The sequence below is a fragment of the Caulobacter sp. FV1ye13L genome (genome assembly GCF_058681155.1).
Map to the genome: position 1 here is coordinate 3,388,464 of NZ_CM178732.1, position 26,483 is coordinate 3,414,946.

At 65.9% G+C, this 26,483-nt stretch carries 27 protein-coding genes; 17 read left to right on the forward strand and 10 right to left on the reverse strand.

The window, feature by feature from the left end; all coding sequences use genetic code 11:
* Nucleotides 1-32: 32 nt before the first annotated feature.
* The gene (tyrS, locus tag ACW176_RS16430; RefSeq protein WP_492109897.1) at nucleotides 33-1,376 is read right to left on the reverse strand and encodes a tyrosine--tRNA ligase; all 1,344 of its coding nucleotides are present in this window, start codon (nucleotides 1,374-1,376) and stop codon (nucleotides 33-35) included.
* A gap of 187 nt (nucleotides 1,377-1,563) precedes the next feature.
* Here tyrS and ACW176_RS16435 point away from each other — a divergent pair, with 187 nt between their 5' ends.
* Complete coding sequence (locus ACW176_RS16435) at nucleotides 1,564-2,667, forward strand: anhydro-N-acetylmuramic acid kinase (protein WP_492109898.1); 1,104 nt, start codon at nucleotides 1,564-1,566, stop codon at nucleotides 2,665-2,667.
* A 37-nt stretch (nucleotides 2,668-2,704) separates the two neighbouring features.
* Here the strand turns inward: ACW176_RS16435 and ACW176_RS16440 are convergent, their stop codons facing one another.
* Nucleotides 2,705-3,355, reverse strand: coding sequence for an alpha/beta hydrolase (locus tag ACW176_RS16440; protein ID WP_419255560.1), 651 nt, complete (start codon nucleotides 3,353-3,355; stop codon nucleotides 2,705-2,707).
* Nucleotides 3,356-3,540: 185 nt separating this feature from the next.
* Between ACW176_RS16440 and ACW176_RS16445 the strand changes: the two genes are divergently transcribed.
* Genes ACW176_RS16445 through ACW176_RS16495 form a run of 11 tightly spaced genes read left to right on the forward strand, consistent with a single transcriptional unit; the run spans nucleotide 3,541 to nucleotide 12,096 of the window.
* The gene (locus ACW176_RS16445) at nucleotides 3,541-4,005 is read left to right on the forward strand and encodes an Rrf2 family transcriptional regulator (protein WP_492109899.1); all 465 of its coding nucleotides are present in this window, start codon (nucleotides 3,541-3,543) and stop codon (nucleotides 4,003-4,005) included.
* Nucleotides 4,002-5,141, forward strand: coding sequence for a cysteine desulfurase family protein (locus tag ACW176_RS16450; protein WP_492109900.1), 1,140 nt, complete (start codon nucleotides 4,002-4,004; stop codon nucleotides 5,139-5,141). Before ACW176_RS16445 ends, ACW176_RS16450 begins: the two co-directional genes overlap by 4 nt.
* A complete protein-coding gene (sufB, locus tag ACW176_RS16455; RefSeq protein WP_492109901.1) occupies nucleotides 5,141-6,610 on the forward strand; it encodes a Fe-S cluster assembly protein SufB in 1,470 nt (489 codons plus the stop codon). Before ACW176_RS16450 ends, sufB begins: the two co-directional genes overlap by 1 nt.
* The gene (locus ACW176_RS16460) at nucleotides 6,607-6,909 is read left to right on the forward strand and encodes a hypothetical protein (protein WP_062146533.1); all 303 of its coding nucleotides are present in this window, start codon (nucleotides 6,607-6,609) and stop codon (nucleotides 6,907-6,909) included. Before sufB ends, ACW176_RS16460 begins: the two co-directional genes overlap by 4 nt.
* Nucleotides 6,902-7,651 carry a Fe-S cluster assembly ATPase SufC gene (sufC, locus tag ACW176_RS16465; protein ID WP_419316843.1) on the forward strand — a complete coding sequence of 250 codons (750 nt, stop codon included), beginning with the start codon at nucleotides 6,902-6,904 and terminating at the stop codon, nucleotides 7,649-7,651. The genes ACW176_RS16460 and sufC overlap by 8 nt, the downstream gene beginning before the upstream one ends.
* Entirely contained in the window at nucleotides 7,648-8,685 is a 1,038-nt protein-coding gene (gene sufD, locus ACW176_RS16470; protein WP_492109902.1) for a Fe-S cluster assembly protein SufD, read from the forward strand. The genes sufC and sufD overlap by 4 nt, the downstream gene beginning before the upstream one ends.
* Nucleotides 8,685-9,911, forward strand: coding sequence for an aminotransferase class V-fold PLP-dependent enzyme (locus ACW176_RS16475; protein WP_492109903.1), 1,227 nt, complete (start codon nucleotides 8,685-8,687; stop codon nucleotides 9,909-9,911). Before sufD ends, ACW176_RS16475 begins: the two co-directional genes overlap by 1 nt.
* 7 nt (nucleotides 9,912-9,918) lie before the next feature.
* Nucleotides 9,919-10,275 (forward strand): SUF system Fe-S cluster assembly protein, encoded by a 357-nt coding sequence (locus ACW176_RS16480; protein WP_492109904.1) that lies wholly within the window; start codon nucleotides 9,919-9,921, stop codon nucleotides 10,273-10,275.
* Between the two features lie 14 nt (nucleotides 10,276-10,289).
* Entirely contained in the window at nucleotides 10,290-10,697 is a 408-nt protein-coding gene (locus ACW176_RS16485) for a HesB/IscA family protein (protein ID WP_419316839.1), read from the forward strand.
* Between the two features lie 31 nt (nucleotides 10,698-10,728).
* Complete coding sequence (locus ACW176_RS16490; protein WP_492109905.1) at nucleotides 10,729-11,700, forward strand: glycosyltransferase family 9 protein; 972 nt, start codon at nucleotides 10,729-10,731, stop codon at nucleotides 11,698-11,700.
* Nucleotides 11,701-12,096, forward strand: a complete 396-nt coding sequence (locus ACW176_RS16495) for a DUF6165 family protein (RefSeq protein WP_492109906.1) — start codon at nucleotides 11,701-11,703, stop codon at nucleotides 12,094-12,096.
* On the opposite strand, the gene ACW176_RS16500 is transcribed toward ACW176_RS16495, so the two are convergent.
* Both ACW176_RS16500 and ACW176_RS16505 read right to left on the reverse strand, forming a co-directional pair.
* Nucleotides 12,093-12,896, reverse strand: coding sequence for an enoyl-CoA hydratase/isomerase (locus tag ACW176_RS16500; RefSeq protein WP_419316836.1), 804 nt, complete (start codon nucleotides 12,894-12,896; stop codon nucleotides 12,093-12,095). The genes ACW176_RS16495 and ACW176_RS16500 overlap by 4 nt on opposite strands.
* A gap of 138 nt (nucleotides 12,897-13,034) precedes the next feature.
* Nucleotides 13,035-14,096 (reverse strand): GGDEF domain-containing protein, encoded by a 1,062-nt coding sequence (locus ACW176_RS16505; RefSeq protein WP_492109907.1) that lies wholly within the window; start codon nucleotides 14,094-14,096, stop codon nucleotides 13,035-13,037.
* A 185-nt stretch (nucleotides 14,097-14,281) separates the two neighbouring features.
* Between ACW176_RS16505 and ACW176_RS16510 the strand changes: the two genes are divergently transcribed.
* Entirely contained in the window at nucleotides 14,282-15,739 is a 1,458-nt protein-coding gene (locus ACW176_RS16510; RefSeq protein ID WP_492109908.1) for a coniferyl aldehyde dehydrogenase, read from the forward strand.
* A gap of 25 nt (nucleotides 15,740-15,764) precedes the next feature.
* Here ACW176_RS16510 and ACW176_RS16515 read toward each other — a convergent pair whose 3' ends face one another.
* Together ACW176_RS16515 and ACW176_RS16520 are read right to left on the reverse strand one after the other, a co-directional pair.
* Nucleotides 15,765-16,022, reverse strand: a complete 258-nt coding sequence (locus ACW176_RS16515; RefSeq protein WP_419316833.1) for a hypothetical protein — start codon at nucleotides 16,020-16,022, stop codon at nucleotides 15,765-15,767.
* Nucleotides 16,023-16,150: 128 nt separating this feature from the next.
* On the reverse strand, nucleotides 16,151-17,977 hold the full coding sequence (locus ACW176_RS16520; protein WP_492109909.1) for a DEAD/DEAH box helicase: 1,827 nt from the start codon (nucleotides 17,975-17,977) through the stop codon (nucleotides 16,151-16,153).
* A 141-nt stretch (nucleotides 17,978-18,118) separates the two neighbouring features.
* Here ACW176_RS16520 and ACW176_RS16525 point away from each other — a divergent pair, with 141 nt between their 5' ends.
* From ACW176_RS16525 to mfd, 3 genes are read left to right on the forward strand one after another with little or no spacing between them, the layout of a single operon-like run.
* Nucleotides 18,119-18,835 carry a class I SAM-dependent methyltransferase gene (locus ACW176_RS16525; RefSeq protein ID WP_492109910.1) on the forward strand — a complete coding sequence of 239 codons (717 nt, stop codon included), beginning with the start codon at nucleotides 18,119-18,121 and terminating at the stop codon, nucleotides 18,833-18,835.
* Between the two features lie 43 nt (nucleotides 18,836-18,878).
* Nucleotides 18,879-19,172 (forward strand): FAD assembly factor SdhE, encoded by a 294-nt coding sequence (locus ACW176_RS16530; RefSeq protein ID WP_419316830.1) that lies wholly within the window; start codon nucleotides 18,879-18,881, stop codon nucleotides 19,170-19,172.
* 9 nt (nucleotides 19,173-19,181) lie between these two features.
* A complete protein-coding gene (mfd, locus tag ACW176_RS16535; RefSeq protein ID WP_492109911.1) occupies nucleotides 19,182-22,646 on the forward strand; it encodes a transcription-repair coupling factor in 3,465 nt (1,154 codons plus the stop codon).
* A gap of 198 nt (nucleotides 22,647-22,844) precedes the next feature.
* On the opposite strand, the gene lexA is transcribed toward mfd, so the two are convergent.
* The gene (gene lexA, locus ACW176_RS16540) at nucleotides 22,845-23,555 is read right to left on the reverse strand and encodes a transcriptional repressor LexA (protein ID WP_492111952.1); all 711 of its coding nucleotides are present in this window, start codon (nucleotides 23,553-23,555) and stop codon (nucleotides 22,845-22,847) included.
* Nucleotides 23,556-23,700: 145 nt separating this feature from the next.
* Between lexA and ACW176_RS16545 the strand changes: the two genes are divergently transcribed.
* Complete coding sequence (locus ACW176_RS16545; RefSeq protein WP_492109912.1) at nucleotides 23,701-23,886, forward strand: hypothetical protein; 186 nt, start codon at nucleotides 23,701-23,703, stop codon at nucleotides 23,884-23,886.
* Nucleotides 23,887-23,990: 104 nt separating this feature from the next.
* On the opposite strand, the gene ACW176_RS16550 is transcribed toward ACW176_RS16545, so the two are convergent.
* From ACW176_RS16550 to trpD, 3 genes are all read right to left on the reverse strand, one after another.
* Nucleotides 23,991-24,557: a lysophospholipid acyltransferase family protein gene (locus ACW176_RS16550; protein WP_492057244.1), complete on the reverse strand. Its 567-nt coding sequence runs from the start codon at nucleotides 24,555-24,557 to the stop codon at nucleotides 23,991-23,993.
* 108 nt (nucleotides 24,558-24,665) lie between these two features.
* Nucleotides 24,666-25,454, reverse strand: a complete 789-nt coding sequence (gene trpC / locus ACW176_RS16555; protein WP_492057243.1) for an indole-3-glycerol phosphate synthase TrpC — start codon at nucleotides 25,452-25,454, stop codon at nucleotides 24,666-24,668.
* Complete coding sequence (trpD, locus tag ACW176_RS16560; RefSeq protein ID WP_492057242.1) at nucleotides 25,451-26,479, reverse strand: anthranilate phosphoribosyltransferase; 1,029 nt, start codon at nucleotides 26,477-26,479, stop codon at nucleotides 25,451-25,453. The genes trpC and trpD overlap by 4 nt, the downstream gene beginning before the upstream one ends.
* Nucleotides 26,480-26,483 lie beyond the last annotated feature (4 nt).

Here is a 26,483-nt window from a genome sequence, read left to right on the forward strand (position 1 = left end):
TCGCCTCTTCGAGGCGTCCGGCATGGCGCCGGTCAGATGGGTTTGACCAGAACGATCTTCTTCTTGCCGGCCGCCAGCTTGACCACGCCGTCGACCAGGTCAGCTTCGGTGACCACGCGGTTGGCGTCCGGTTCGGCCTGGTCGTTGACTTTCACGCCGCCGCCCTGGGCCAGCCGACGGGCTTCGCCGCGGGAAGCGGCCAGACCGGCGTCGGCGAACAGGTTGGCCAAGACGATGCCGGCCTTGAGATCCCCGGCGGGCACTTCGAAGGTCGGCAGGTCGGCCGAAGTAACCCCCTGCTCGAAGGCCTTCTCGGCCGCGTCGCGCGCCGAACGCGCGGCGTTTTCGCCATGCGCCATGCGCGTGGCCTCGTCAGCCAGCACCTTCTTGGCGTCGTTGATCTGGGCGCCGGGCAGAGCCTCCAGGCGGGCGATCTCATCCAGGGGCAGGTCGGTGAACAGCTTCAGGAAGCGGCCGACATCGGCGTCCTCGGTGTTGCGCCAGAACTGCCAGTAGTCGTAGGGGCTCAGCTGTTCGGCATTGAGCCACACGGCGCCTGACATGGTCTTGCCCATCTTGGCGCCAGAGGCCGTCGCCAGCAGCGGCGTGGTCAAGCCATAGGCAGCCTTCTGGTCGACACGGCGGGTCAGCTCCACCCCGTTGAGGATGTTTCCCCACTGGTCCGAGCCGCCCATCTGCAGAACGCAGCCGAACTTGCGGTTAAGTTCCAGGAAGTCGACGGCCTGCATCAGCATGTAGTTGAATTCGAGGAAGGTCATCGGCTGCTCGCGCTCGAGCCGCAGCTTGACCGAGTCGAAGGCCAGCATCCGATTGACCGTGAAGTGCACGCCGTAGTCGCGCAGGAACTGCACGTAGCCGAACTTGCTGAGCCACTCGTCGTTGTCGACCATGATGGCGTCGGTGGGCCCATCGCCGAAGGTCAGGAACTTGGCGAACACCGACTTGATGCCGGCGATATTGGCCGCGATGTCGGCGTCCGACAGCAGCTTGCGGCTCTCGTCCTTGCCGGTGGGATCGCCCACCTTGGTGGTGCCGCCGCCCATCAGGACGATCGGCTTGTGGCCGGCCTGCTGCAGGCGGCGCAGCATCATGATCTGGATCAGCGACCCGACGTGCAGACTGGGCGCCGTGGCGTCAAAGCCGATGTAGGCTGTGACGATCCCTCCGGCGACGGCCGCGTCCAGCTCGTCCGGGTGGGTGATCTGGTGGATGTAGCCGCGCGCCTGCAGGGCCTGCAGGAATTCCGACTTGAACGAGGCGGGCGCGGACATGGATCGACTCTCTGGATGGGACGACTCTTGCGGAGACGGAGGGCCGTCTAGCACGGGCGGGCCTGGATGTGGCGAGGGTTTCATAAGGTCTGTCTCCGGATAAGGCCGGAGCGCTATGATCTTTTGAGACGCGACCCCGGCAGGGCGGGGGCGTATCGACGTGTCAGGTCGGCCTCCCGCTATTTGAGCGGGCGGTAATAGGAGGTGGCGGTAAATCGGACGTCGATCATGGGGACTAGCTACAGGCCCGCGAGCATGGCAGTCAACGGCGATGCGCATCCTGGGATTCATGACCGGCACCTCGCTCGACGCTGTCGACATGGCGGTGCTTGAGACCGACGGCGAAGACATCCAAGCCTTTGGCCCGGCGGGCGAGCGAAAGCTGCGCGAGGCGACCCGCGACCTTTTGCTAGCGGCCACCGACCAGGCTCGCGCCTGGTCGCGCGGCGAACCAGAACCGGCGATCTTTGAGGATGCCCGCCGCGCCGTCGCCGACGAGCACCTGTACGCAGCGGAAAGCTTCATCGCGGAGCATGGCCTGGCCTGGAGTGATTTCGATCTCCTGGGCGTGCACGGCCAGACCGTGCTGCACGAGCGCCCGCAGCCGGGCCGGGTTGGCCGCACCGTGCAACTGCTGGACGCCGAGCGGCTGGCCAGCGCCACGGGCCGCCCTGTCGCCTTCGACTTCCGCACCGCCGACGTCGCGGCCGGCGGGGAGGGCGCGCCCTTGGCCCCGATCTACCACGCCGCCCGCGCCCGGGCCTCGGGACTGGCCGCGCCGGTGGCGGCGCTGAACGTCGGCGGGGTCGCCAACATCACCCTGATCGACGCCGACGGAAGCCTGCTGGCCTTCGACACGGGGCCAGGCAACGGCATGATCGACCTGATGCTTCAGGCCCGCGGGCTCGGACGCTTCGATGAAAACGGCCGGCTGGCCGCGGCGGGCAGGGCCGACGAGGCGGCGTTGGGCAGCCTGCTGTCGGGCGCCTATTTCGACGCGCCGGCCCCCAAGTCGCTGGACCGCTACGACTTCACGCTTGACGCCGTGGCGCATCTTTCCGCCGAGGACGCCGCAGCCACCCTGGTGGCGTTCACGGCCGAGGCCGTGGTCAAGGCGTTCGACAAGGGCGCGCGGCCCGGCGCCCTGATCATCTGCGGCGGCGGCCGGCACAATCCCGAGATCATGCGAGTATTGGCCGAGCGATCCCCGGTTCCGGTCAAAACCGCCGAGGCCTTTGGCTGGCGCGGCGACGCCATCGAGGCCGAGGCCTTCGCCTATCTTGCGGCGCGAACCGCGCTTGGCCTGCCGATCAGCTTTCCAGGCACCACGGGCGTCAGCGCGCCGATGACAGGCGGACGGATCGTTCAACCCTGAACGAAAAAGACCTCCCCGAAGGGAGGCCTTTGAAGGATCAGATCGGGTTCATCTCGATCCGCTTGTCCAGATAGTCGCCGACGCTCTTTTCCACAAAGGGCAGGTGCTCGGTCCAGAAGTGGCTGGCCTTATCGATGACTTCGTAGTCGATGATAATACCCTTCTGGGTGCGCAGCTTGGAAACCACGCGCTCGACTTCGACGGGCGGGGTGATGCTGTCGGCCGAGCCGGTCAGGAACAGACCCGAGGCCGGGCAGGGCGCCAGGAAGCTGAAATCATACATGTTGGTGGGCGGCGACACGCTGATGAAGCCGTCTGTTTCCGGGCGGCGCATCAGGAGCTGCATGCCGATATAGGCACCGAAATCGAAGCCAGCGACCCAGGTCTGGCTGGCGGCCGGGTTGGACGTCTGCAGCCAGTCCAGCGCGGTGGCGGCGTCGGCCAGTTCACCGATGCCGGCGTCGAACTCGCCCTGGCTGCGGCCCACGCCGCGGAAATTGAAGCGCAGCGTCGCGAAGCCGCGCTTCATGAACAGGTGATAGAGCTGCACCGAAACCGGGTGGTTCATGTGCCCGCCCGCCTTCGGGTGCGGATGCAGAATCAAGGCAATCGGGGCCGTCTCGGTCTTGCCCGGCGAGTAGCGACCTTCGATCCGTCCGGACGCGCCGGCCAAAATCACATCAGGCATATCGACCTCATTGGTTCGGCAAGCGGCGGGCGATTCCGGATCTTTCGACCGATGGAATACTTGACCACTGCGCTTGGTCTTCCTAAATCTCACCCAGCGACGCGGACTTGGGGTCCGGCGCGAAGTCGCGGCTTGTAGCACACGCAAAAGCCGATGCGCGCGGAATCTGCAAGGAGTAAAGGCGCATGCGGCTTAGCACCAAGGGACGATACGCGGTCATGGCGATGACCGACCTGGCCAAACGCCAGGACCAGGGTGACGGCCGCGCTGTGGCCCTGGCCGAGATCGCCGCCCGTCAACAGATCTCATTGTCCTATCTCGAACAGCTTTTCGCGCGGCTGCGCCGCAAGGGCCTGGTCAAGAGCGCCCGTGGTCCCGGTGGCGGCTATCGCCTGGCATTGGACAGCGAGAAGACCCTGATTTCGGAGATCGTGCTCGCCGTCGACGAACCTCTGCGGGCCACCCGCTGTGGCATGACGAAGGGCGGTCCCAAGGGCTGCATGGCCGGCGGCGAGCGCTGCATGACCCATGACCTCTGGGAGGAGATGGGCCGTCAGATCCACGGCTACCTCGCCTCGGTCTCGATCGCAGATGTGCTGGAAGGTCGGCTGCGCCCCGACTCCAAAACGCTGGAGATTGCGGCGGAGTGACCATGTCCCGCGCCTCCGTCTATCTCGACTACAACGCCACCGCGCCCATCCGTCCGGAAGCGCGCGGGGCGCTGCTGCACGCCCTCGAGGTGCCGGCCAATCCCTCGTCGGTCCATGCCGCCGGCCGCGCCGCGCGCGATGTCGTCGAGAAGGCCCGCGCCCAGATCGGCGCCCTGGTCGGCGTGCCGGCCGGCTCTGTGACCTTTGTCAGCGGCGGCACCGAGGCTAACGCCTTGGCCATTGAGAGCGCCAAGGCCGCTGGCTTCAGCCGGATCATCGTCGGCGCCACCGAACATGACGCCGTGCTCGAGACGGCCAAGGCCACTGGCCTGCCGGTCGAGACCTGGCCCGTCGATGCCAACGGCGTGGCGCATCTGCCCTGGCTGGAAGCCGATCTGAAGGCGCCCGGTCGCGCCCTGGTCTGCCTGATGCTGGCCAATAATGAGACCGGCGTCATTCAACCCGTCGCTCAGGCCGCTGCTTTGGTGCGCGCCGTCGATGGCTGGCTGCATGTCGATGCGGTTCAGGCAGCCGGCAAGATTGCCATCGATTTCTCGACGCTGGGAGCCGACACCATGGCTCTGTCGGCTCACAAGCTGGGCGGCCCGCAAGGCGTCGGCGCCTTGGTGGCCGGTACGCGCGCGCTCCTGCATCGTCGCCAGCATGGCGGCGGGCAGGAGCGCGGCCGCCGGGCCGGCACCGAGAATGTCGCGGGCATCGCCGCCTTCGGAGCGGCCGCCGATGCGGCTTCGCGCGATCTCGCCTCTATGAGCGAACAGCCCCAGTGGCGCGACGCCCTCGCCGAACGCGTCAAGGCAGAAGGCGCGGTCGTGCTCGGGGAGGGCGCTGATCGCCTGCCCCAGACACTCTGTTTCGCCAGCGAAGGCTTCGGCTCCGAGATTCAGGTTATGAACCTGGACCTGGCGGGCGTGATGGTCAGCGCCGGCAGTGCGTGCTCCTCGGGCAAGGTCAAGGCCAGCCGCGTGGTGGAAGCCATGGGCCGGTCAGACCTCGCCCCCTATGCTCTGCGGGTCAGCGGTGGCTGGGCGAGCACGCAAGACGACTGGATCAAATGCGGCGACGCCTGGATCGCCGCTTGGAAGCGTATCGGCGCTCGGCGCCGGGAGGTGGCATAGTGGCCGCAGTTCAAAAAACCGTCGAAGCCGTTGCCTCGCTCGAAAAGTACGAGCACGGCTTTACAACCGACATCGATCAGGAGTTCGCCCCCAAGGGCCTCTCCGAAGACATCGTGCGGTTCATATCGGCCAAGAAGGAAGAGCCCCAGTGGATGCTCGACTGGCGCCTGGACGCCTATCGCCGCTGGCTTGAGCTGGAAGAGCCCAATTGGGCCAAGGTCAACTATCCCAAGATCGACTATCAGGACTCCTACTACTACGCCGCGCCCAAGACCAAGGAGGGGCCCAAGAGCCTCGACGAGGTCGATCCCGAGATCCTGGCCGTCTACGCCAAGCTGGGCATTCCGCTGCGCGAGCAGGAAGTCCTGGCCGGCGTCGAGGGCGCGCCGCGCTACGCCGTGGATGCGGTGTTCGACAGCGTCAGCGTGGTAACAACCTTCAAGAAGGAATTGGCCGCCGTCGGCGTGATCTTCTGCTCGATGAGCGAGGCGATCCGCGAGCACGGCGATCTGGTGAAGCAGTATCTGGGCTCGGTGGTGCCAACCTCGGACAACTATTTCGCCTGTCTCAACAGCGCGGTCTTCAGCGACGGCAGCTTCGTCTACATTCCGCCGGGCGTCCGCTGCCCGATGGAGCTGTCGACCTATTTCCGGATCAACGCCAAGGACTCCGGTCAGTTCGAGCGCACCCTGATCATTGCCGACAAGGGCGCCTATTGCTCGTATCTTGAGGGCTGCACGGCCCCGATGCGCGATGAGAACCAGCTGCACGCCGCCGTGGTTGAGCTGGTTCTGCTGGACGACGCCGAGATCAAGTATTCCACCGTCCAGAACTGGTATCCGGGCGATCCCGAGACCGGCAAGGGCGGCATCTTCAACTTCGTCACCAAGCGCGCGGACTGCCGGGGCGACCGCTCCAAGGTCAGCTGGACCCAGGTCGAGACCGGCTCGGCCGTGACCTGGAAATATCCGTCCTGCGTGCTGCGCGGCGAGGGCAGCTCGGGCGAGTTCTATTCGATCGCCGTGACCAACGGTCACCAGCAGGCCGACACCGGCACCAAGATGATCCACTTGGGCGCCAACACCAAGTCGCGGATCGTCGCCAAGGGCATCAGCGCCGGCAAGTCGACCAGCACCTATCGCGGTCTGGTCAGCGCCCACCCCAAGGCCAAGGGCGCCCGCAACTTCACCCAGTGCGACTCATTGCTGATCGGCAAGACCTGCGCCGCCCACACCATCCCCTATATCGAGGCCCGCAACGGCCAGTCGGTGTTCGAGCACGAGGCCACCACCACCCGCCTGTCGGACGACCAGCTGTTCTACTGCCAGCAACGCGGTCTTTCGCAGGAAGAGGCCGTAGCCCTGCTGGTCAACGGCTTCGTCAAGGACGTGCTGCAGCAGCTGCCGATGGAGTTCGCCGTCGAGGCCCAGAAGCTGGTGGCGATCAGCCTGGAAGGGAGCGTGGGATGATCCCTGTCCGCTTCGGGCTGAACGACAAGGAATACAAGTACGCGCGCCAACTGGCCTATCAGGCGGCGCATGGCACGTGGATCAATCCGTATGGCGACGAGGCCCCGCTGATCGACCGCTGCGCCAAGCTGCTGGCGAAAGGCAATGCCGATGCGGCGGCCGAGCGCGCACTGCTGACTGAACTTCTGAAACTCGCCGCCTACAGCCCCGAACATGAATGGGAGGCGCCGGCCCTGACCGGCAAGCCGACCACATTCGCTATCCAGACGCTCGAAAAGATCACGGCTTTCAATGCTTAATATCCAGAACCTCCACGCCCGCGTCGAAGACAAGCCCATCCTGAAGGGCGTCACGCTCGACGTGCCGGCGGGCGAAGTGCACGCCATCATGGGGCCCAACGGCGCCGGCAAGTCGACCCTGTCCTATGTGCTGACCGGGCGCGGCGGCTATGAGGTCACCGAGGGTTCGGCCAGCCTCAACGGCGAGGACCTGCTGGCTCTGGACGCCAATGAGCGGGCCGCCAAGGGCCTGTTCCTGTCCTTTCAGTATCCGCTTGAAATCCCGGGCGTTCCGGCCCTGACCTTCATCCGCACGGCCCTCAACGCTCAGCATCGCGCGCGGGGCGAGGACGAGATCGCCGCCCCGGCCTTCCTGAAACTGGCCAGGGAGAAGGCCGCCTCGCTGAAGATCGACTTCGAGATGCTCAAGCGCGGCCTGAATGTCGGCTTCTCGGGCGGCGAGAAGAAGCGGATGGAAATCTTTCAAATGGCGATGCTTTCGCCGAAGTTCCTGATCCTCGACGAGACCGACAGCGGCCTGGATATCGACGCCCTGAAGATCGTTTCCGAAGGCGTCAACGCCCTGCGCTCCCCCGAGCGCGGCATGCTGGTGATCACCCACTATCAGCGCCTGCTGGACTACATCAAACCCGACCGCGTCCACGTACTGGCCGCCGGCCGCATCGTTGCCTCGGGCGGTCCGGAGCTGGCCCTGCAACTGGAAGCCGAAGGCTACGACAAGTATGCGAGCGCCGCCGCATGAGCCTGGCTCTCGCCCTGAAGACCGGAGACGCCAGCCGTCTGCCGTCGCGACGCGATGAGGACTGGCGCTGGACGGATCTGCGCGGGCTGATCCGTACCATCCCGGCTGAGTCACCGGCGTTTCTCGGCGACGTCGGCGCGGGTCCGTTCGACGCGCTGGCCGACGCTACTATCCTGATCGTCAATGGATGGGTGCGCGAAGGTGAGCCCGCGCCCGAGGCCGGGGTGTTGGCTTTGCGGTTCGTATCCCACGCCGACGCCACTGCGCACGACGCCGAGTTTGCGGTGACAGTCGCGCCCGGCCAGACCCTGACCCTGCTGGAAAGCTATGAAGGGCAGGGGGCGGGCGGCTATCTGGCCAATATCGGTCTCGACGTCTCGGTTGGCGAAGGCGCTCGTCTGGAGCGGATCGTCCTCGTCGACGACCTTGCCGATGCGGTGACGGTAAGCACGGCCGACGTCGCCCTGGCGCCTGGCGCCACGTATGCGCAAACCATCCTGACCTCCGGCGCCCGTCGCCAGCGTCTCGAGACCCGCGTCGCCCATCCCGGCGCCCACGCCGATCTGCGCCTCGACGGTATCTATTTGCTGGATGGCCAGCGCCACGCCGATCTGACCACCCAGGTCACCCACGGCGGCGTCGACGGGACCACCTCGCAATTGACCAAGGGCATGGTCTCCGACCAGGCGCGCGGCGTGTTCCAGGGGCGGATCATCGTCCAGCCCGGCGCCGACCAGACCGACGCCCGCATGGGCCACCACGCCCTGATCATGTCGGACAGGGCCGAGGTCGACGCCAAGCCCGAACTGTTGATCTTCGCCGACGACGTCGCCTGCGCCCACGGCAACACCATCGGCGCCCTGGACGAGCAAGCGATCTTCTACGCCCGTCAGCGCGGCATCCCAGAGGTGGAAGCCCGCGCCATGCTGACCGAGGCCTTCGTGGGTGAGGTGGTCGAGCGCATCGAACACCAACCCGCCCGCGAGATCGCCCGCGCCTGGGTCGCCCAGCGCCTGGGTCGGAGCATCGTCTGATGGCTTTTGACGCCCCCTTCGATGTCGAGGCGATCCGCGCCCAGTTCCCGATCCTTGGGCGAACTGTTCACGGCAAGCCCTTGATCTATCTGGACACGGCCGCCAGCGCTCAGAAGCCCGAAGCGGTTCTGGACGCCATGATGGGTCTGGCCCGCACTTCCTACGCCAATGTGCATCGCGGTCTGCATACTTTGGCGAATGAAACGACGGAAGCCTATGAAAAGGCTCGCGAAAGCGTAGCGCACTTCATCAACGCCGAACCGACCGAAATCGTCTGGACCAAGAGCGCCACCGAGGCGGTCAATCTGGTCGCGGCCTCGTTTGGCCTGTCGCTGAACGCCGGCGACGAGATCGTCATCTCGGAGATGGAGCACCACGCCAACATCGTGCCGTGGCACTTCCTGCGCGAACGCAAGGGCGTGGTCCTGAAGTTCGTGCCGGTGCTGGACGACGGCCAACTCGACATGGAGGCCTACAAGGGCCTGCTATCCGAGCGCACCAAGATGGTCGCCCTGACCCAGATGTCGAACGTGCTGGGCACGGTCAATGACGTGCCCGAGATCGTCCGCCTGGCCCACGCGGCCGGCGCCCAGGTGCTGATCGACGGCTGCCAGGGCGTGGTCCATTCCAGGGTCGATGTGAAGGCCCTCGACGTCGACTACTACGTCTTCTCCGGCCACAAGCTGTACGGCCCCACCGGCATCGGCGTGCTCTATGGCAAGGCCGACCGCCTGGCCGCCCTGCCGCCTTACCAGGGCGGCGGCGAGATGATCGGCTCGGTGTCGATGGACGTCATTACCTATGCCGATCCGCCCCATCGCTTCGAAGCCGGCACGCCGGCGATCCTGGAAGTCGTCGGCCTGGGCGCGGCGATCGAATGGCTGAACGGCCTGGACCGCGACGCCATCTTCGCCCACGAGCATGCGCTCTATGATCGGGTCGCCGAGCGTCTTCAGGGCGTCAACGGCCTCAGGATTCTCGGCACGGCGCCCGGCAAGGGCGCGGTGCTGACCTTCACGGTCGAGGGCGCCCATGCCCACGACATCGCCCAGGTTCTGGACCGCTACGGCGTCGCCGTGCGGGCCGGAACCCATTGCGCCGAGCCCCTGATGCGACGCTTTGGCGTTACCTCGAGCGCGCGCGCTTCCTTCGCCCTATATAACACCGAGGCTGAGGCCGATGCGTTCGTGGACGCTCTGGCCAAGGCCCGCAGTTTCTTCAGTTGAGCCCCGCATGACCGACGCCGCCATTCCCGAGACCGCCTCAGCCCTTCCCAAGGAAGAGCTGGCCAAGCTGACCGATCTGCTGATCGAGAAGCTGAAGTCGGTCTATGACCCGGAGATCCCGGTCGACATCTATGAGCTGGGCCTGATCTACAAGGTCGACGTCAGCGACGACAAGGACGTGGCCATCGACATGACCCTGACCGCGCCGGGCTGCCCGGTGGCCGGCGAAATGCCGGGCTGGGTCAAGGACGCGGTGATGGAAATCCCCGGCCTGAAGTCCTGTACGGTCGACCTTGTCTTCGAGCCGCCTTGGGACCCGTCGCGGATGAGCGACGAGGCCAAGCTGCAACTGAACATGTTCTGATCGGTCAAAACGCCATGGAAGCCGCCCTCACGCCCCGCCTTCGTCGCCCTCGCCCCAAGGTCGTCACCCTGACTGACGCAGCAGCGGCGCGCGTGAAGGAGATCATGGCCCGGAAGGCGCTTGAGGAGCCCGACAAGCCCTATGCCGGCCTTCGCGTCGGTGTGAAGAACGGTGGCTGCGCCGGCTCGGAATACGTCTTCGACTATGCCCTGGAGAAGAGCCCGCTGGACGAGGTGATCGAGGACAAGGATGTCACCATCCTGATCGATCCCAAGGCGGTGCTGTTTCTGGTCGGCACCGAGATCGACTACGAGACCACCAAGCTGTCGTCGAAGTTCGTGTTCAACAATCCCAACGAAACCGACGCCTGCGGCTGCGGCGAGAGCGTGACAATCCAACCGGCCGTTGAAGCCGCAGATTGACCCCGAAGACGCCGACGGCCTAATCCAGCCCATGGTCAAAACGATCTTGGTCTATTCGATGGGCGAGGTGATCGGCGACGGCTTGATCAAGCTGCCCTTCATCGCCGGCCTGCGCGCCGCCTTTCCCGACGCGCGGATCAGCTGGTGCGCGGCCAAGGGCGAGACCGTCTATGCTGGACCGCTGAAGGCTGTCGTCGAAGGCTATATCGACGAAATTCTGACTGACGGCCCGACGGGCGCCGGAGCCTTCGACATCCTGCCGTGGGTGAAGCCGTTCGGCGGCCGCCAGTTCGATCTGGTCATCGACACCCAGGAAAATCTGCGCCGCAGCGCCGTGGTCCGTCGTGCTGCGGGTGTCTTCGTCTCCGCCGCACGACAGGCGCGGACCCGGGATTGGCCGATGGCGGTCACCGACCGGCTCGCGAGGTTGCTGGCTCTGGCCTCGAGCGGGCAGGGCGCGCCGACGCCGATCATCCTGGCGCATCCCGACGCCCTGGCGGCCGCCAAGGCCCTGCTGCCTGACGGCTCGACATATGTTGGCCTGGCCCCGGGAGCGGGCGGACAGGACAAGCGCTGGCCTCTGGAGCGCTATTTGGAGCTGGCGCGCGAGATCGCGGTGAAGGACGCAGTTCCCGTGTTCTTCTTCGGGCCCGACGAAGCCGACGACGCCGCCAGGGCGCGGCGCGAGGCGCCGACCGCGTTGTTCCCCGAATCGGATCGCCACGACGACTATCCCCATGTGAGGGGCCCGCTGCTGGTCATCGCCCTGGCCAGTCGGCTGAGCGCAGCCGTGGCCAATGACGCCGGCCCCGGCCACATGCTGGCGGCTGGCGGCGCGCCGCTGCTGTCTCTACAGAAGGACGCCCGCAAGGCCGTGAAGTTTCGACCGGCCGCCGCCAAGCTTGAGATGCTGGTCGCGGAAGACTACGGAGACGGCATGGCCGCCTTGCCCTTCAACGCGGTCTGGAGCGCCCTCGCGCGTCTGATGTCCGGAGTCGCCTGAATGCCCATCCTCGCGCCCATCTCGGCCGGCGAACTGATCGACAAGATCACCATCCTGCGCGTGAAGGCCCAGCGCATCGGCGATCCGGCCAAGGAGGCTAATGTCCGCAAGGAGCTGGCGCTGCTGGAGGCCACCGCGCTGTCGCACATTCCGCCCAGCGCCGATATAGAGCGCCTGACCGCTGAGCTGATGGCCGTCAACGCCGCCCTCTGGGACGTCGAGGACGGTAAGCGTGATTGCGAGCGGCGCCAGGACTTTGGCCCCGACTTCGTGGCCCTCGCGCGCCGCGTCTATATCGAGAACGACCAGCGCGCCGCGATCAAGAGGGCGATCAATGCGGCGGCTGGTTCCGATATCGTCGAAGAAAAGAGCTACAAGCCCTATCTGGCTGGCTAGCGCCCCTTGAAGGCCGCCGCGCGCTTCTGAAGGAAGGCGCTGACGCCCTCAATGAAGTCTTCGGTCTTGCCGGCGAACTTCTGGGCCTTGCGCTCGGCGTGCAACTGACCGTTCCAGTCGGCGTCAAGGCTCTCCCAGACCAGCTTGCGGATCGCCCCAAGGGCCACCGGGCCGTTGGCCAGTTCCCTGGCGATGGTCGTGGCGGTGGCGATGAGTTCGCCGTCGGGCACGCAGCGATTGACCAGACCCCACTCAAAGGCCTTGGCGGCCGAAATCCGGTCGCCCAGCAGCATCATCTCCATGGCCCGCGCCTTGCCGACCAGTCGCGGCAGCAGATAGGTCGAGCCGCCGTCGGGCACCAGGCCGATGCGACGGAAGGCCTGCAGGAAGTAGCCGCTTTCACCAGCCACGATCATGTCGCCCATCAGGGCCAACGAGCAGCCGACGCCGGCGGCTGCGCCGTTCACGGCGGTGACGATCGGATAGGGGAAGTCCCGCAGAGCGGTCATCATCGGATTATAGACGGTTTCCAGCGCTGACCCGGCGTCCGGCTTGCCGTCCACATCGAGTTCGCGAGCGGCGGGACCGCCGCCCGAGAGATTCGCGCCCGAACAGAAGCCGCGGCCTTCGCCGGTGATGATCAGCGCGCGCGCCACGATCTTGCCGTGGGCGATCGCCCCAAGGGCATGGGTGATCTCGCGCGCCAGATCCATGCTGGCGGCGTTCAGCGTCGTCGGATCGGCCAAGGTAATGGTCGCGACGCCGTCCTCGGCGGTTAGGCGAATCTTTTGATAGTCCATGGCGTCCTCCCAAGGCTTGGCGCTCTTTGGACGACAGCTAGGCGCCACTAACCCCGGGGAAGGCCAGAGGGTTTTTCACACGAAAACGCCGCCGTTCGCGAAAACGGCGGCGCTGACGGTTTTCAAAGAGGCAAAAGCCTAGGCGGCGTTGGCCGAAGTCGGCTTGTTTTCGGCCGAGCTGACCTTGTTGCGGCCGGTGCGCTTGGAGGCGTACAGGGCGGCGTCCGCGCGTTCCATCAAGGAATGGCTGCTTTCGTCCTTGGCACGTTCGGCGAAGCCCGAGGAGATGGTGATCGTGCCCAGGTCCTCATTGGTCGAGCGGCGCTTGAGCATGCGGGAGGAAACTTCCACACGGATCTCTTCCAGGCAGCCGGCGACGATGCTCGACGCCTCCCGGGGGAAGATCATCGCGAATTCTTCACCGCCGTAGCGCGCAGCGAAGCGCGGCATGGCGGCGACCCGACCGATGACGGATGCGACATAGCGAATGACCTGGTCGCCGGTCTGGTGACCCCAAGTGTCGTTGAAGCCCTTGAAATGATCGATGTCGAGCACGGCCAGGCACAGGCTCGTGCCAGCCTCGTCGCCCTCCGAGCAGGCGCGGTCCAGTTCTTCGTCGAAAGCCTTGCGGTTGGCCAGGTTGGTCAGACCGTCGGTCGTGGCGTCGCGGCGAACCTGCTCCAGGTGTTCGCGCAGGCGGTCCACCTCAGCGGTCGATTCGGCCAGGCGCGCTTCCAGCGACTGGTTTTCCTTGTGAACACGGCGGGTGGCCTGGGCCAGGCTGGTGACCACCGACTTGATGGCGCCGACATCGGCGCTGCCATCGAGATCCTTGGAAACCCCGTCCAGTTGCTTGCCGAATGCTGCGTTGGTCTTCTGGGCGTTCTGGATCGCCTTGGAGACCGATTCCAGTTCCTTGCTCAGCAGATCGCCGGCGTCGCGGATCTGTTCATTCAGCTTGGCCTTGGGAAGATAGGCTGCGGCGAGTTCCTCGCTGACCATTTCGGTAAGCGGCTCGCCAAGGGAAATCAGTCGGGTGAGTTCCCGCGCCAGCGCGCCCTCGGGATCAGCGACATAGTGGGTCCAGAGTTCGAAATTCAGCGCGGTGGGCCACACCTGATGGCGTTCCATCAACTCCAGAGCGCGCTTGGCGATCTTGTAGGCCTCGGGGCCGCGCAGCGTAGTTTCGACGTCCGACATCTTTTCTTCCCCCGTCGGCACGTTCCCGTAGCGAGAATGCCGATCGCTTGGATGTCCACTTTAGCTCTGAGAGTTCAAACGAGGCGTTAAGAGCGAACAAGGTTCTCTTGCGCTTGCGTTTTTCGGCCTTCATTGTGAACACTGATAAGATGAGCCCTCAGCGGGCCGCCGGGAGGATCACGTCCATGAACGCGCCGACAAATTTGACCCTCGAAACCCATAAAGCCGCGATGAATCTCGTGCTTGAGCGCCAGAAAGCGGCGCATTTGCGCGATGGGCCCTGGACGGCCGAGCAGCGCATCGAACGTCTCAACCGCTGCATCGATCTTTTGATCGGCCATCAGGCAGAGATCGCCAAAGCGGTCAGTACCGATTTTGGGTCTCGTTCGCCGGAAGCCACCTCCCTGACCGACGTGGCGGGCTCCATCGGGCCGCTGAAGTTCGCGCGCGAAAATCTCACCAAGTGGATGAAGCCGCAGAAGCGCAAGACAACGCCGGCGATCCTCGGCCTGTTCGGGGCCAAGGCGGGGATCCAGTACCAGCCCAAGGGCGTGGTCGGGGTGATTAGCCCGTGGAACTTCCCGGTCAACCTGACCTTCGCGCCCCTGGCCGGGATCCTGGCCGCCGGCAATCGGTCGATGATCAAGCCGTCGGAATTCACGCCGGCGACGTCGGACCTGATGAAGGCGATGTTCGCCAAGGCCTTCACCGAGGAAGAGATCGCGGTCTTCGTCGGCGGCGCCGAGGCGGGGCAGGCCTTCTCCGGCCTGGCCTTCGACCATCTGGTCTTCACCGGCGCCACATCGGTGGCCCGCCACGTGATGCGCGCGGCGGCCGACAACCTGGTGCCAGTCACCCTGGAACTGGGCGGCAAGAGCCCGGTGATCCTGTCGCGCGGGGCCGACATGGCCACCGCCGCGGCCCGGATCATGAACGGCAAGACCCTGAACGCCGGTCAGATCTGCCTGGCGCCCGACTATGTCTTCGCGCCGGCTGACCAGGTCGACAACTTCGTGGCCGAGGCCAAGGCCGCCGTCGGGCGCTATTTCCCGACCCTGAAGGACAATCCCGACTACACCGCCGTGGTCGCCCAGCGTCACTTCGACCGCATCACCGGCTATGTCGAGGACGCCCGGGCCAAGGGCGCGACCATCGTCGAGATCAATCCGGCCGGCGAGGATCTGTCACAACAGCCGCACCGCAAGATCGCCCCGACCCTGATCCTCAATCCCACCGACGACATGGCGGTGATGCAAGAGGAGATCTTTGGCCCGCTGCTGCCGGTGAAGACCTATCAGCGCGTCGAGGAGGCGGTCGACTATATCAACGCCCATGATCGCCCCCTGGCCCTCTACTGGTTCGGGACCGACGAGGCCGAGAAGGATCGGGTTCTGGAGCGCACCACCAGCGGCGGCGTCACGGTCAATGATGTGATCTTCCACGTGGCCCAGGAAGAGCTGCCCTTCGGCGGCGTCGGACCGGCCGGCATGGGGGCCTATCACGGGCATGACGGCTTCCTGGAGTTCAGCCACCGCAAGGCGGTCTTCCAGCAGCTGAAGAAGGACATCGCGCCGATGCTGGGCCTGCGTCCGCCCTATGGCGAAGGCATCCGCAAGTATCTGGCCGGCCAGATCAAGCGCTAACCCGGAACCTGGGCGGTGGAAGGCTTTAGCGCCCCATCGCCCAGGGATCCAGCGGCTGTCGCGCCTCGTGGCGGACAAGACCGTAATAGCCCGCCACCCAGACGATGATCCCGACGATCAGGCCGCCGATGAAGCCGATCGGCGTCGCGAACCAGAGTGTCAGGCTGGTCAGACCCGTGGCCAGGCCGAGCATTGACCAGCGCAGAAGCATGTTGAACGCATGATAGGTGCGCTCATGCGCCAGCAGGTCGGGTGAGATTTCAGAGTCGTTTGCGGCTTGCATGCCAAAGACCTCCGAGAAGGCTCGGTTCAGCCACGGCGCCGCGCGGGCGGCGCCTCGGCCAAAGCCGAGAACGCCGTTATCCTACGCTCATTTCAGACGAATGACGACGCGCTGGCGCCGCCGTCCGATCAGTCGTCCGAAGGGACCTTGGGCAGGCGCGGCGGAGCGCGCATCAGGAAGGCCGGGGTGTCGGAGCCAAAGCCCACAACGCGGCGGTCGTCATCGTCTTCGCGGCCGCGCACCGGCTGGACGCCGCGCACCGGCGAGGCGGGGCGAGCTTCGCGTTCCGGCGCGGCGGCGCGTTCGGGACGGACCCGGTCGTGACCGCGTTCGCGCGGAGCCGCGGCTTCAGCCTCGACCGGAGCGGGGGCTTCGACGCGCTCAGGACGCGGGCCGCGCTCCGAACGATCACGGCCGCGACCACGATCACGGCCGCGTTCACGCGCAGGGCGCACTTCGGCTGCAACTTCAACGTCCGATTCGACCTGAACGGGGGCGACGCCGTCGATGACTTCCGGCTCAGCGGTGCGCTCCGGGCGCTCGGCGCGCGGAGCCCGTTCACGCGGCTTGCGCTCGCCACGGGTGCGGGCGGGGCGATCCTCGCGCGCTTCGACAGGTGCGACCGGCGCGGCATCAACCACACCGTCAACGGGCGTCGCTGCATCGACCGGACCGGCCTCGGCATCGCGGGTGCGCGCGCCACGACCGCCACGGGCCGAGCGTTCGCCCGGCTCGCGTTCACCGCCACGATCGCGGCTGGGCGGCGCGCCACGACCGCCACGCTTCTTGTCGCCCTCGCGATGGACAGTGACAGCTTGCGAGTAGTCGAGGTCGAGCTTTTCTTCGTTCGGGGTCGAACCGATCAGCTTGATGACCTTGTCGAAGCCCTTGTCGTCGGCCGGGGTGACCAGCATGTAGGTGATGCCCGAGCGACCGGCGCGGCCCGTGCGACCGATGCGGTGCACATAGTCGTCAGCGTGGTGCGGGACGTCATAGTTGAAGACGTGGCTGACGGCCGGGATGTCCAGGCCGCGCGCGGCGACGTCGGAGGCCACCAGGATCTTCAGTGAACCATCGCGGAAGGCCGCCAGGGTCTTCATGCGCTGGCTCTGATCCAGGTCGCCATGGATCGCGGCGGCGTCGAATCCGTGCGAGCGCAGCGACTTGGCCACCACATCGACCTCGGTCTTGCGATTGCAGAACACGATGCCGGTTTCGATCTGGGCCTTCTCGATCAGCGCGCGCAGCGCCAGGCGCTTGGCCTTGGGATCGGAGGAGGGGACCTTGACCAGCAGCTGGGTGATGTTCTCGTTGGTCGTGGCCGGGCGCGCCGCCTCGATCCGCACGGGATCTTTCAGGAACTGTTTGGTCAGGCGGGTGATTTCCGGCGGCATGGTCGCCGAGAAGAACAGGGTCTGCTTCTTGGGCGGCGTCATCTTGAAGATGCGCTCGATGTCCGGGATGAAGCCCATGTCCAGCATGCGGTCGGCTTCGTCGACGACCAGGAACTGCACGCCGGTCATCAGCAGCTTGCCGCGCTCGAAATGGTCAAGCAGGCGGCCGGGAGTGGCGATCAGCACGTCGACGCCGCGATCAAGCTTCTTTTCCTGGTCGCCGAACGACACGCCGCCGATCAGCAGCGCCCACGAGAGCTTCGTGCCCTTGGCGTACTTTTCGAAGCTGGAGGCGACCTGGTCGGCTAGCTCGCGGGTTGGGGCGATGACCAGAGCGCGCGGCATGCGCGCCTTGGCGCGGCCGTTCATCAGCTTGTCGATCAGCGGAAGGGTAAAGGCGGCAGTCTTGCCGGTGCCGGTCTGGGCGATACCCAGAACGTCTTGCCCGGCGAGTGCAACCGGAATGGCGGCGGCCTGAATGGGAGTGGCCGTAGTGTAGCCGGTGTCTGCGACCGCTTGGAGGGTCGTGGGCGACAGCCCCAGTTCGGAAAATTCTGTCATATCAATCTGGCTGAATTCAGAGCCGCCCGTGTTTGGGCGAACGGGCGGCGCGGATTCGCCTGACCTGCTCCGAAGCTGGGGATAAATAGGCTGAACCGAGGCAAAGTCAATGATGGCAAGCCGCCGAGAGGCAAGACCAAGATGGATGAAAGCGGCTGGAAGCGCTCCGCAAAAGCTTGGATTGCCGACATGGGCGAGAACGGTGACTTTGGCCGGCAGCACGTGCTCGACAAAGTCATGGCTGAGCGTCTGTCCGGGCTGGTCCGGGGAACAGCCCTCGATGTCGGATGCGGGGAAGGGCGGTTTTGCAGAATCTTGCGGGGGCAAGGTTTCGAGCCGGTGGGTCTGGATCCTACCGAGGAACTGCTCGACGCAGCGCGAGCGCGTGACCCGGGCGGCCTCTATGTCGAGGGACGCGCAGAAGCGCTGGTGTTCGCCGACGCCAGCTTCGACCTGGTGGTGAGCTATCTGAGTCTGATCGATATCGAAGACGCCCAGACCGCCATAGCCGAGATGGTGCGGGTGCTTAAGCCTGGCGGGACGTTGCTGGTCGCAAATCTGGCCAGCTTCAAGACCGCCGCTGTCCATGACGGCTGGCAGCGCGATATGCTGGGACACCTGACCCATTTTGCGATGGACCGCTATCTGGAGACGAGGAGCAGCCGTGAAAGTTGGCGCGGGATCTCAATCCGCAACTGGCATAGGCCGCTCAGCGACTACATGCGCTGGTTTCTGACTTCAGGCCTGATCCTCACCCATTTCGATGAGCCCGCCGCGACGGGCGGCGACCCAGCCAAGGCCAAACGCTACAATCGCGCGCCCTGGTACGTGATCATGGAATGGCGCAAACCGTCCTGAGTGCTGGCGCCCGCCCTTGGCGCGCTCTATATCCGCCGGGCACATGACCATTGATCACGACTCCCGCCTTCGGCGGCTTCGCTTCCGCGCCTGGCATCGCGGGTTTCGGGAAGCGGACCTCATTCTGGGGCCGTTCGCGGACAACCATGGCCACAAGCTGACCCCACCGCAGCTGGATAGGCTCGAGGCGCTTCTGGAAAATCCGGATCGCGAGATCTACGCCTGGATCGTCGGGCAGGAAGCCACGCCCGCTGAGTTCGAGACGGACGTGCTGGCGATGATTCGTGAGTTCCGCTTTGAGGCCCATGCCGTCCGCCCGATCGGCGACGGCGCTTAAGAGAGTTTCATGGCCTACGACGCCAAGCAGATCGCCAAGGCCGCCGGCGGCCTGACCCTGGCCGGCGCGCCCGAGGGCTTCGACGCCCTGGTAATGGGCGACATCGCGCGTGCGCGCGGCGGCCTGACGGCTTTTGTCGCCCGCGACACGGCCCGGGCCAACGCCTTCGCCGACGCCCTGAAGTTCTTCGCCCCCGAGATCGAGGTGGTGCTCTTTCCGTCGTGGGACTGTCTGCCCTATGACCGCGTCGGGCCTTCGGCCGGCGTCGCCGCTCAGCGCATGGCGACCCTGTCGCGTCTGGCCCGGGGTCTGGGTTCGGCAAAACCCGCCATCCTGGTCATCGCCGCGCCGGCCCTGCTGCAGCGGGTGCCTGACAAGAGCGTGCTGATGCGCGCCAGCTATTCGGCCAAGGTCGGCAACAGCGTCGATATCAAGGACCTGGAGCGCTATTTCGCGGTCAACGGCTATGTCCGCGCCTCCACTGTGTCGGAGAAGGGCGAGTTCGCGATCCGGGGCGGCGTCATCGACGTCTATCCCTCGGCCGCCGAGGAGCCCGTGCGGCTGGACCTGTTCGGCGACACGCTGGAGAGCATCCGCGCCTTCGATCCGGAGACCCAGCGCTCGACCAAGCAGTTGAAGGAGATCGATCTCCTGCCGGTCAGCGAGGCCCTCTTGGACGCCGACGGCATCTCGCGTTTCCGGCGGGGCTATGTCGCCAAGTTCGGCGCGCCGGGCGATGACCCGCTCTACAACACCGTCAGCGAGGGTGGCCGGCGGGCCGGGCTAGAGCACTGGCTGCCGCTGTTCTACGAGCGGATGGCAACGCTGTTTGACTATCTGCCCGACGGAGCCTTGGTCGGTGTCGATCATCAGGCTTCTGAAGCGCGGGATGAACGGCTGGCGATGATCGCGGACGCCTATGACGCGCGCGCCAGCGCCGATCGGAAATCTGCCTATCGCCCTCTCGAGCCTCAGGCGCTGTATCTGACGGCGGCCGAGTGGGATCAGGCGCTGGACGACCGCCCTCATCGCCGGTTCACACCGTTCCAGCCCCAGGGGCTGGATGTCATCGACATGGGCGCCAAGCTTGGACGGGTTTTCGCCGCTGAGCGCGCCCAGGACAGCGTGAACCTCTTCGAAGCCACGGCCGACCACGCCAGTGCTCTGGCGGCCCAAGGCAAGCGCGTGCTGTTCGCCTCATGGTCGGAGGGCTCGTCCGAGCGCCTGGGGACCATGCTGGCCGACCACGGCCTGAAGAAGATCACCTATGCCGGCTACTGGCAGGCGGCCAAGGCCAATGACCCCAAGGTTCCGCAGCGGGTCGTCCTGCCGCTGGATCATGGCTTCGAGACCGAGAACCTGGCGGTCATCTCCGAGACCGACATTTTGGGCGACCGTCTGGCACGCCCGCGCAAGAAGCGCCGCGCCGCCAACTTCCTGGCCGAGGCCAGCGCCCTGACCCAGGGCGATCTGGTCGTCCACATCGATCATGGCATCGGCCGCTATGAGGGCCTGAAAACCCTGGACGTCCAGGGCGCGCCGCACGACTGCCTGGACCTGCTGTATGCCGGCGACAGCAAACTGTACCTGCCGGTCGAGAACATCGACCTGCTGACCCGCTACGGGACCGACGGCGAGAACGTCCAGCTCGACAAGCTGGGCGGGGCCGCCTGGCAGAGTCGCAAGTCCAAGGCCAAGGAACGTTTGCGGATCATGGCCGAGGGCCTGATCCAGATCGCCGCCGCGCGCCAGCTGAAGTCGGTGGAAGAGACCGATGCGCCGCAAGGTGTGTTCGACGAGTTCTGCGCCCGCTTCCCCTACGAGGAAACCGACGACCAGCTGTCGGCCATCGCCGATGTTCTCGGCGATCTGGGCTCGGGCAAGCCTATGGACAGGCTGATCTGCGGCGACGTCGGGTTCGGCAAGACCGAGGTCGCCCTGCGCGCCGCCTTCGTCGTGGCGATGAGCGGCAAGCAGGTGGCCATCGTCTGTCCGACCACGCTGCTGGCCCGCCAGCATTTCAAGACCTTCAAGGACCGCTTCCAGGGCTGGCCGATCAAGATCACCCGCCTGTCGCGCCTGGTCACCGGCAAGGAAGCCGCCGAGACTCGCGAGGGCCTGGCCAATGGCCAGCTGGAAATCGTGGTCGGCACCCACGCCATCCTGTCCAAGCAGGTCTCGTTCAAGGACCTGGGCCTGGTGATCGTCGACGAGGAGCAGCACTTCGGGGTCAAGCACAAGGAGAAGCTGAAAGAGCTTCGCGCCGACGTGCACATGCTGACCCTGACCGCGACGCCGATCCCTCGAACCCTACAGATGGCGCTGAGCGGCATTCGGGAAATGTCGATCATCGCTACGCCGCCGGTCGATCGCCTGGCGGTGCGCACCTATATCAGCCCGTTCGACCCGGTGACCCTGCGCGAGGCCCTGCTGCGCGAGAAGTATCGCGGCGGCCAGGCCTACTATGTCGTGCCGCGCATCAAGGACCTGGAGGAGATCGAGAAGTTCCTCCGCACCCAGGTGCCCGAGGTCAAATATGTGGTCGGCCACGGCCAGATGGCCCCGACCCAGCTGGAAGACGTGATGACGGCCTTCTACGAAGGTCAGTACGACGTCCTTCTAGCCACAACGATCGTCGAGAGCGGCCTTGATATCCCCTCGGCCAACACCCTGATCGTCCACCGGGCCGACATGTTCGGCCTGGCCCAGCTGTATCAGATCCGGGGACGCGTCGGCCGGTCCAAGGCCCGCGCCTACGCCTATCTGACCACGCCCAACGAGAAGACCATCACCCTGTCGGCCGAAAAGCGCCTGCAGGTGCTGCAGTCGCTCGACAGCCTGGGGGCCGGCTTCCAGCTGGCCAGCCATGACCTGGACCAGCGCGGCGGCGGCAACCTGCTGGGCGACGAGCAGAGCGGCCACATCAAGGAAATCGGCGTCGAGCTGTACCAGCAGATGCTGGAAGACGCCGTCGCCGAGCTACGCCAGCGCCAGGGCGCCGAGGCCCTGCTGGAGGATCGCGGATGGTCGCCGCAGATCAATACCGGCGCCGCCGTGATGATCCCGGACGAGTATGTCCCCGACCTCAATGTGCGCCTGTCGCTCTATCGCCGCCTGTCGGAAGCCGAAAAGTCCGCCGACCGCGAAGCCCTGGCCGCCGAACTGATCGACCGCTTCGGCCCGCTGCCGCCCGAGACCGACAGCCTGCTCAAGGTGGTCGCCATCAAGGGCCTGTGCCGTGAAGCCAATGTCGCCAAGATCGACGTCGGACCCAAGGGCGCGGTGGCCAGCTTCCGCAATGATACCTACGCCAACCCGCTGGGGCTGATGCAGTATGTCGCCAAGAACGGCCTGATCTGGAAGGTCCGCCCCGACCAGAAGGTGGTCATCAAGGGCGAATGGGACACCCCGGCCCAGCGCCTGGATGCGGCCGAGAAGATCCTCGGGCATCTGGCGCGGATCGCGAAGGAGTAGGGCGGGGCGATCACTTGCCCCCTCCGCGCCTGCGGCGCTCCTCCCCCGTAGGGGGAAGATGAAGCGCGCCTACCTCATCTTCCCCCTACGGGGGAGGAAGACCGCGCAGCGGTCAGGAGGGGGCGAGTACTCCATAGCCCAACAAAAAAAGGCCGCCCCAACCGGAGCGGCCCTCATTTCGCGACCGTCTGCGGCGCCTCAGTGATACCGGCGGATCAGCCCCACCAGCTTGCCCTGCACCTCGACCTGGTCCGGACCAAAGATCCGGGTCTCGTACTTCGGGTTCGCGGCTTCCAGGGCGATCGAGCCGCCCTTCTTGCGCAGGCGCTTGAGCGTGGCTTCCTCGCCCACCAGAGCCACGACGATTTCGCCGGACGTGGCTGTGTCGCCCTTCTTGATGATGACGTAGTCGCCGTCGAGAATACCAGCCTCAATCATCGAGTCGCCCTGCACCTCGAGCACATAGTGTTCGCCGCTGCCCAGCATCGATTCGGGGACAGGCAGGCGGTCGCGTTCGTGCTGGATGGCGTCGATGGGCGTGCCGGCGGCGATCTTCCCCAGTATAGGCAGATCGCGGCTGTCATTGGCCGCAACCGCTGAAAGCCCGCTGTTGGTGGCAGCCGGCGCTCCTCCGCCTTCGACCACCTGGGGCTTGAACGTCCCGCGCCCCTTGGGAGGCGAGGCGGTCGTGGCCTGTTGCGGCAGCTTCACCACCTCCAGCGCCCGGGCTCTATGAGCCAAGCGGCGGATGAAGCCGCGCTCTTCAAGCGCGGTAATCAGTCGGTGGATACCCGACTTCGACGCCAGATCCAGCGCCTCCTTCATTTCGTCGAAGGACGGCGAGACGCCGCTCTCCTTGATGCGTTCGTGGATGAACATCAGCAGCTCGTGCTGCTTGCGCGTGAGCATCTCGACCTCGAGGAAGACGCGGAACAAACCGCAAACCTTGCCGATGTTCTCTAGACGTTCTTTCTTAATGTCAAGTTGACGACGCAGGAACGCGGATGGCTCGTCGTTCGTTGTCGGCGCACGGATTTCGGAGGGGCGCACCGCCATGAGTTTCAAGCGGTTCAACCCAGCCTTGCCTGTCAGCGTCGATGGCAAGCGAACCGGTTTTGCCTTTGCGGTCATTGACTACGGGCAGGAACATCACCTGATCTGGGTCGTCGCCGTCGACGGTACGGGCGAAATCTGGTCGGCGCCGAATCCAAGATGCGGGCGCGATCGAGCTGGACCATGAGTCGCAAGATCACACCGCCCAGCAACGTCAAATTGCCCAGAACGGCGGCCGTTGCGGCCGGCTAAAGGGCGTCCTTGAAGCCGAAATCACTGTCTGATTCGCCGCTAGAGCGCTGTCGCTCGCTCGGGATGCCGGGGCGTGCAGTCGCGATAGAAGACGGCAAACTGGGCCATGTCCTTGTCATAGTCGCCCGACGGCATCACGGCCTGCCCCAGAGCCACCACCTTGCGCTTGTAGTCCATCTTGGCCGGCACGATCAGCACCCCGGCCTTGAGGGCTATATTGTAGAAGCCGGTCTTCCATTGCTTGGCCTTGCCGCGCGTGCCCTCCGGCGCAATCGTCAGCATGAACTCGTCGCGGCGCGCGAATTCATCGGCCATGGCCTGGACAGTGTCGCCAGAGCGGGAGCGGTCCACCGGCACGCCGCCCAGGTCGCGCATCAGGCGCGCGAAGGGCCAGCGGAACAGCGAGACCTTGCCCATGAAGCTGAGGTTCAGATCAAGGGCGTCAGTCGCACCCAAGAAATAAACGAAGTCCCAGTTACTGGTGTGGGGCGCGGCGATGATCACGAACTTGCGGGTATGGCTCGGCGCGGCCCCCTCGATCGTCCAGCCCTCGCGCTTGAAGAAGGCGACAAGGGACCATTTCACCACCCGGGCGATCCAGTGCATCATTGCCCTCCCGAGCGATCCCGACCGCCTTAACGGGCCGGCTGTCATTGATACTGAGTGTGGGCGGCGAGTCGGCAAAACGCCAGACCGGTCGTACCCGGTGTGGTCTCAGCCCAGCAGCGTGCGCGTGGCCTCGGCCACATTGGCCTGCCGCATCAGGCTTTCGCCGACGAGCATGGCCGTGGCGCCGGCCGCTTCCATCCGCACGACATCGTCGTGGGTGAAGAGGCCGCTCTCGGTGACCAGCAAGGCGTCTTTGGGGGCTTGGGCGGCGAGGCGCTCGGTGACGGCGAGGTCGACGACGAAGCTCTTCAGGTCGCGGTTGTTGATGCCCACCAGGGTCGCGCCCAGTTCGCCGGCGCGGGCCATCTCGGCCTCGTCATGCACCTCGACAAGGGCGTCCATACCCAAGCGCTCAGCCTCGCTCATCAGCTCGGCGGCCAGAACGTCGTCGATCATCGCCAGGATGACGAGGATGGCGTCAGCGCCGAGCGCGCGGCTTTCCGAAACCTGCCAGGGATCGACCAGAAAGTCCTTGCGGATGCAGGGCAGGCTGACAGCGGCGCGAGCGTCGATCAGATAGGGGTCGGCGCCCTGGAAGCTGGGCCCGTCCGTAAGCACGGACAGGCAGGACGCGCCGCCGGTCTCATAGGCGCGGGCCAGGGCCGGCGGATCAAAGTCGGCGCGGATCAGGCCCTTCGACGGCGACGCCTTCTTGATCTCGGCGATCAGGGCCAGCTTGCCGGACGCATGTCCGTGCTTCAGCGCCGTCTTGAAGCCGCGCGGCGACGAGGCGCTGCGCGCAGCGTTGTCCAGCGCGGCCTGGGTGCGGCGGCGCTTGCGATCGGTGACCTCGTCGCGCTTGTAGGCGGCGATCTTGGCCAGGATGTCGGTCATGCGCTTGCCAGTTCGGTGTTGGTGGCCTTGACCAGACCGGCCAGGGCCGCCCTGGCCGCGCCGCTGTCTATGGAAGCCGCGGCGGCCTCGATGCCTTCGACCAGGGTCTCGACCTTGTCGGCGACCAGGAAGGCGGCGGCGGCGTTCAGCAGGACGATGTCGCGATAGGCGCCCTTTTCACCGTCCAGCAGCCGAGTGAGAGCGGCGGCGTTGAAATCGGGTTCGCCGCCGGTCAGGTCAGCCAGCGAAGCGCGGGGCAGGCCCACGGCTTCCGGCGTGATCGTGAAGAAGCGCACGACGCCGTCGCGCCATTCGGCGACCTCGGTTTCGCCGGTGGTGGTCAGCTCGTCCATGCCTTGGCCGTGCACCGACCAGGCGCGCTCGGCGCCCAGGACGCCCAGGGCGCGGGCGATGGGTTCGACGAAGCGCGGCGCCGAGACGCCCACCACCTGGCGCCGGGCGCCGGCGGGATTGGTCAGCGGGCCCAGCAAGTTGAAGATGGTGCGAAAACCCAGCTGCTGGCGGATCGGCGCGACATGCTTCATCGCCCCGTGGTGAGCCTGGGCGAACATGAAGCAGATGCCGGCGTCGTCCAGGGCCTTGCGCTGCTGCTCGCGGCTGGCGTCGATATTGACGCCCAAGGCGGCCAGGACGTCGGCGGTGCCGGATTTCGAGGTCACGGCGCGGTTGCCGTGCTTGGCGACCTTCAGCCCGCCGCCCGCCGCCACGAAGCCGACAGCGGTGGAGATGTTGAGGGTATGCAGGCCGTCGCCGCCGGTGCCGCAGACATCGATGACGTCATAGGGATGGTCCAGCATGACGGCGGCGCGGCGCATGGCGCGGGCGCAGGCGGCAATCTCGCCCACGGTCTCGCCGCGCAGGCGCATGGCGGTGACCGCCGCGCCGATCTGGGCCGGGGTCGGCTCGCCGCGCAGGCAGGCGCTGAAGAAGACTTCGGCGTCATCCTCGGAAAGGTTCTGGCCGTCGGCCAGCTTGGCCAGCAGCGGCTTGAAGGTGTCGGACATGCTG

Bases quoted from the DNA above. Each gene is read 5' to 3' on its own strand.
- sufC (WP_419316843.1), top strand. From the start codon at position 6,902: ATGCTTAATATCCAGAACCTCCACGCCCGCGTCGAAGACAAGCCCATC.
- ACW176_RS16480 (WP_492109904.1), top strand. From the start codon at position 9,919: ATGACCGACGCCGCCATTCCCGAGACCGCCTCAGCCCTTCCCAAGGAA.
- ACW176_RS16545 (WP_492109912.1), top strand. From the start codon at position 23,701: ATGAGTTTCAAGCGGTTCAACCCAGCCTTGCCTGTCAGCGTCGATGGC.
- ACW176_RS16435 (WP_492109898.1), top strand. From the start codon at position 1,564: ATGCGCATCCTGGGATTCATGACCGGCACCTCGCTCGACGCTGTCGAC.
- ACW176_RS16460 (WP_062146533.1), top strand. From the start codon at position 6,607: ATGATCCCTGTCCGCTTCGGGCTGAACGACAAGGAATACAAGTACGCG.
- ACW176_RS16485 (WP_419316839.1), top strand. From the start codon at position 10,290: ATGGAAGCCGCCCTCACGCCCCGCCTTCGTCGCCCTCGCCCCAAGGTC.
- ACW176_RS16490 (WP_492109905.1), top strand. From the start codon at position 10,729: ATGGTCAAAACGATCTTGGTCTATTCGATGGGCGAGGTGATCGGCGAC.
- ACW176_RS16445 (WP_492109899.1), top strand. From the start codon at position 3,541: ATGCGGCTTAGCACCAAGGGACGATACGCGGTCATGGCGATGACCGAC.
- ACW176_RS16475 (WP_492109903.1), top strand. From the start codon at position 8,685: ATGGCTTTTGACGCCCCCTTCGATGTCGAGGCGATCCGCGCCCAGTTC.
- ACW176_RS16510 (WP_492109908.1), top strand. From the start codon at position 14,282: ATGAACGCGCCGACAAATTTGACCCTCGAAACCCATAAAGCCGCGATG.
- trpD (WP_492057242.1), bottom strand. From the start codon at position 26,479: ATGTCCGACACCTTCAAGCCGCTGCTGGCCAAGCTGGCCGACGGCCAG.
- sufD (WP_492109902.1), top strand. From the start codon at position 7,648: ATGAGCCTGGCTCTCGCCCTGAAGACCGGAGACGCCAGCCGTCTGCCG.
- ACW176_RS16525 (WP_492109910.1), top strand. From the start codon at position 18,119: ATGGATGAAAGCGGCTGGAAGCGCTCCGCAAAAGCTTGGATTGCCGAC.
- trpC (WP_492057243.1), bottom strand. From the start codon at position 25,454: ATGACCGACATCCTGGCCAAGATCGCCGCCTACAAGCGCGACGAGGTC.
- ACW176_RS16530 (WP_419316830.1), top strand. From the start codon at position 18,879: ATGACCATTGATCACGACTCCCGCCTTCGGCGGCTTCGCTTCCGCGCC.
- ACW176_RS16550 (WP_492057244.1), bottom strand. From the start codon at position 24,557: ATGCACTGGATCGCCCGGGTGGTGAAATGGTCCCTTGTCGCCTTCTTC.
- ACW176_RS16520 (WP_492109909.1), bottom strand. From the start codon at position 17,977: ATGACAGAATTTTCCGAACTGGGGCTGTCGCCCACGACCCTCCAAGCG.
- lexA (WP_492111952.1), bottom strand. From the start codon at position 23,555: ATGCTCACGCGCAAGCAGCACGAGCTGCTGATGTTCATCCACGAACGC.
- ACW176_RS16500 (WP_419316836.1), bottom strand. From the start codon at position 12,896: ATGGACTATCAAAAGATTCGCCTAACCGCCGAGGACGGCGTCGCGACC.
- ACW176_RS16515 (WP_419316833.1), bottom strand. From the start codon at position 16,022: ATGCAAGCCGCAAACGACTCTGAAATCTCACCCGACCTGCTGGCGCAT.
- tyrS (WP_492109897.1), bottom strand. From the start codon at position 1,376: ATGAAACCCTCGCCACATCCAGGCCCGCCCGTGCTAGACGGCCCTCCG.
- ACW176_RS16495 (WP_492109906.1), top strand. From the start codon at position 11,701: ATGCCCATCCTCGCGCCCATCTCGGCCGGCGAACTGATCGACAAGATC.
- ACW176_RS16505 (WP_492109907.1), bottom strand. From the start codon at position 14,096: ATGTCGGACGTCGAAACTACGCTGCGCGGCCCCGAGGCCTACAAGATC.
- mfd (WP_492109911.1), top strand. From the start codon at position 19,182: ATGGCCTACGACGCCAAGCAGATCGCCAAGGCCGCCGGCGGCCTGACC.
- ACW176_RS16440 (WP_419255560.1), bottom strand. From the start codon at position 3,355: ATGCCTGATGTGATTTTGGCCGGCGCGTCCGGACGGATCGAAGGTCGC.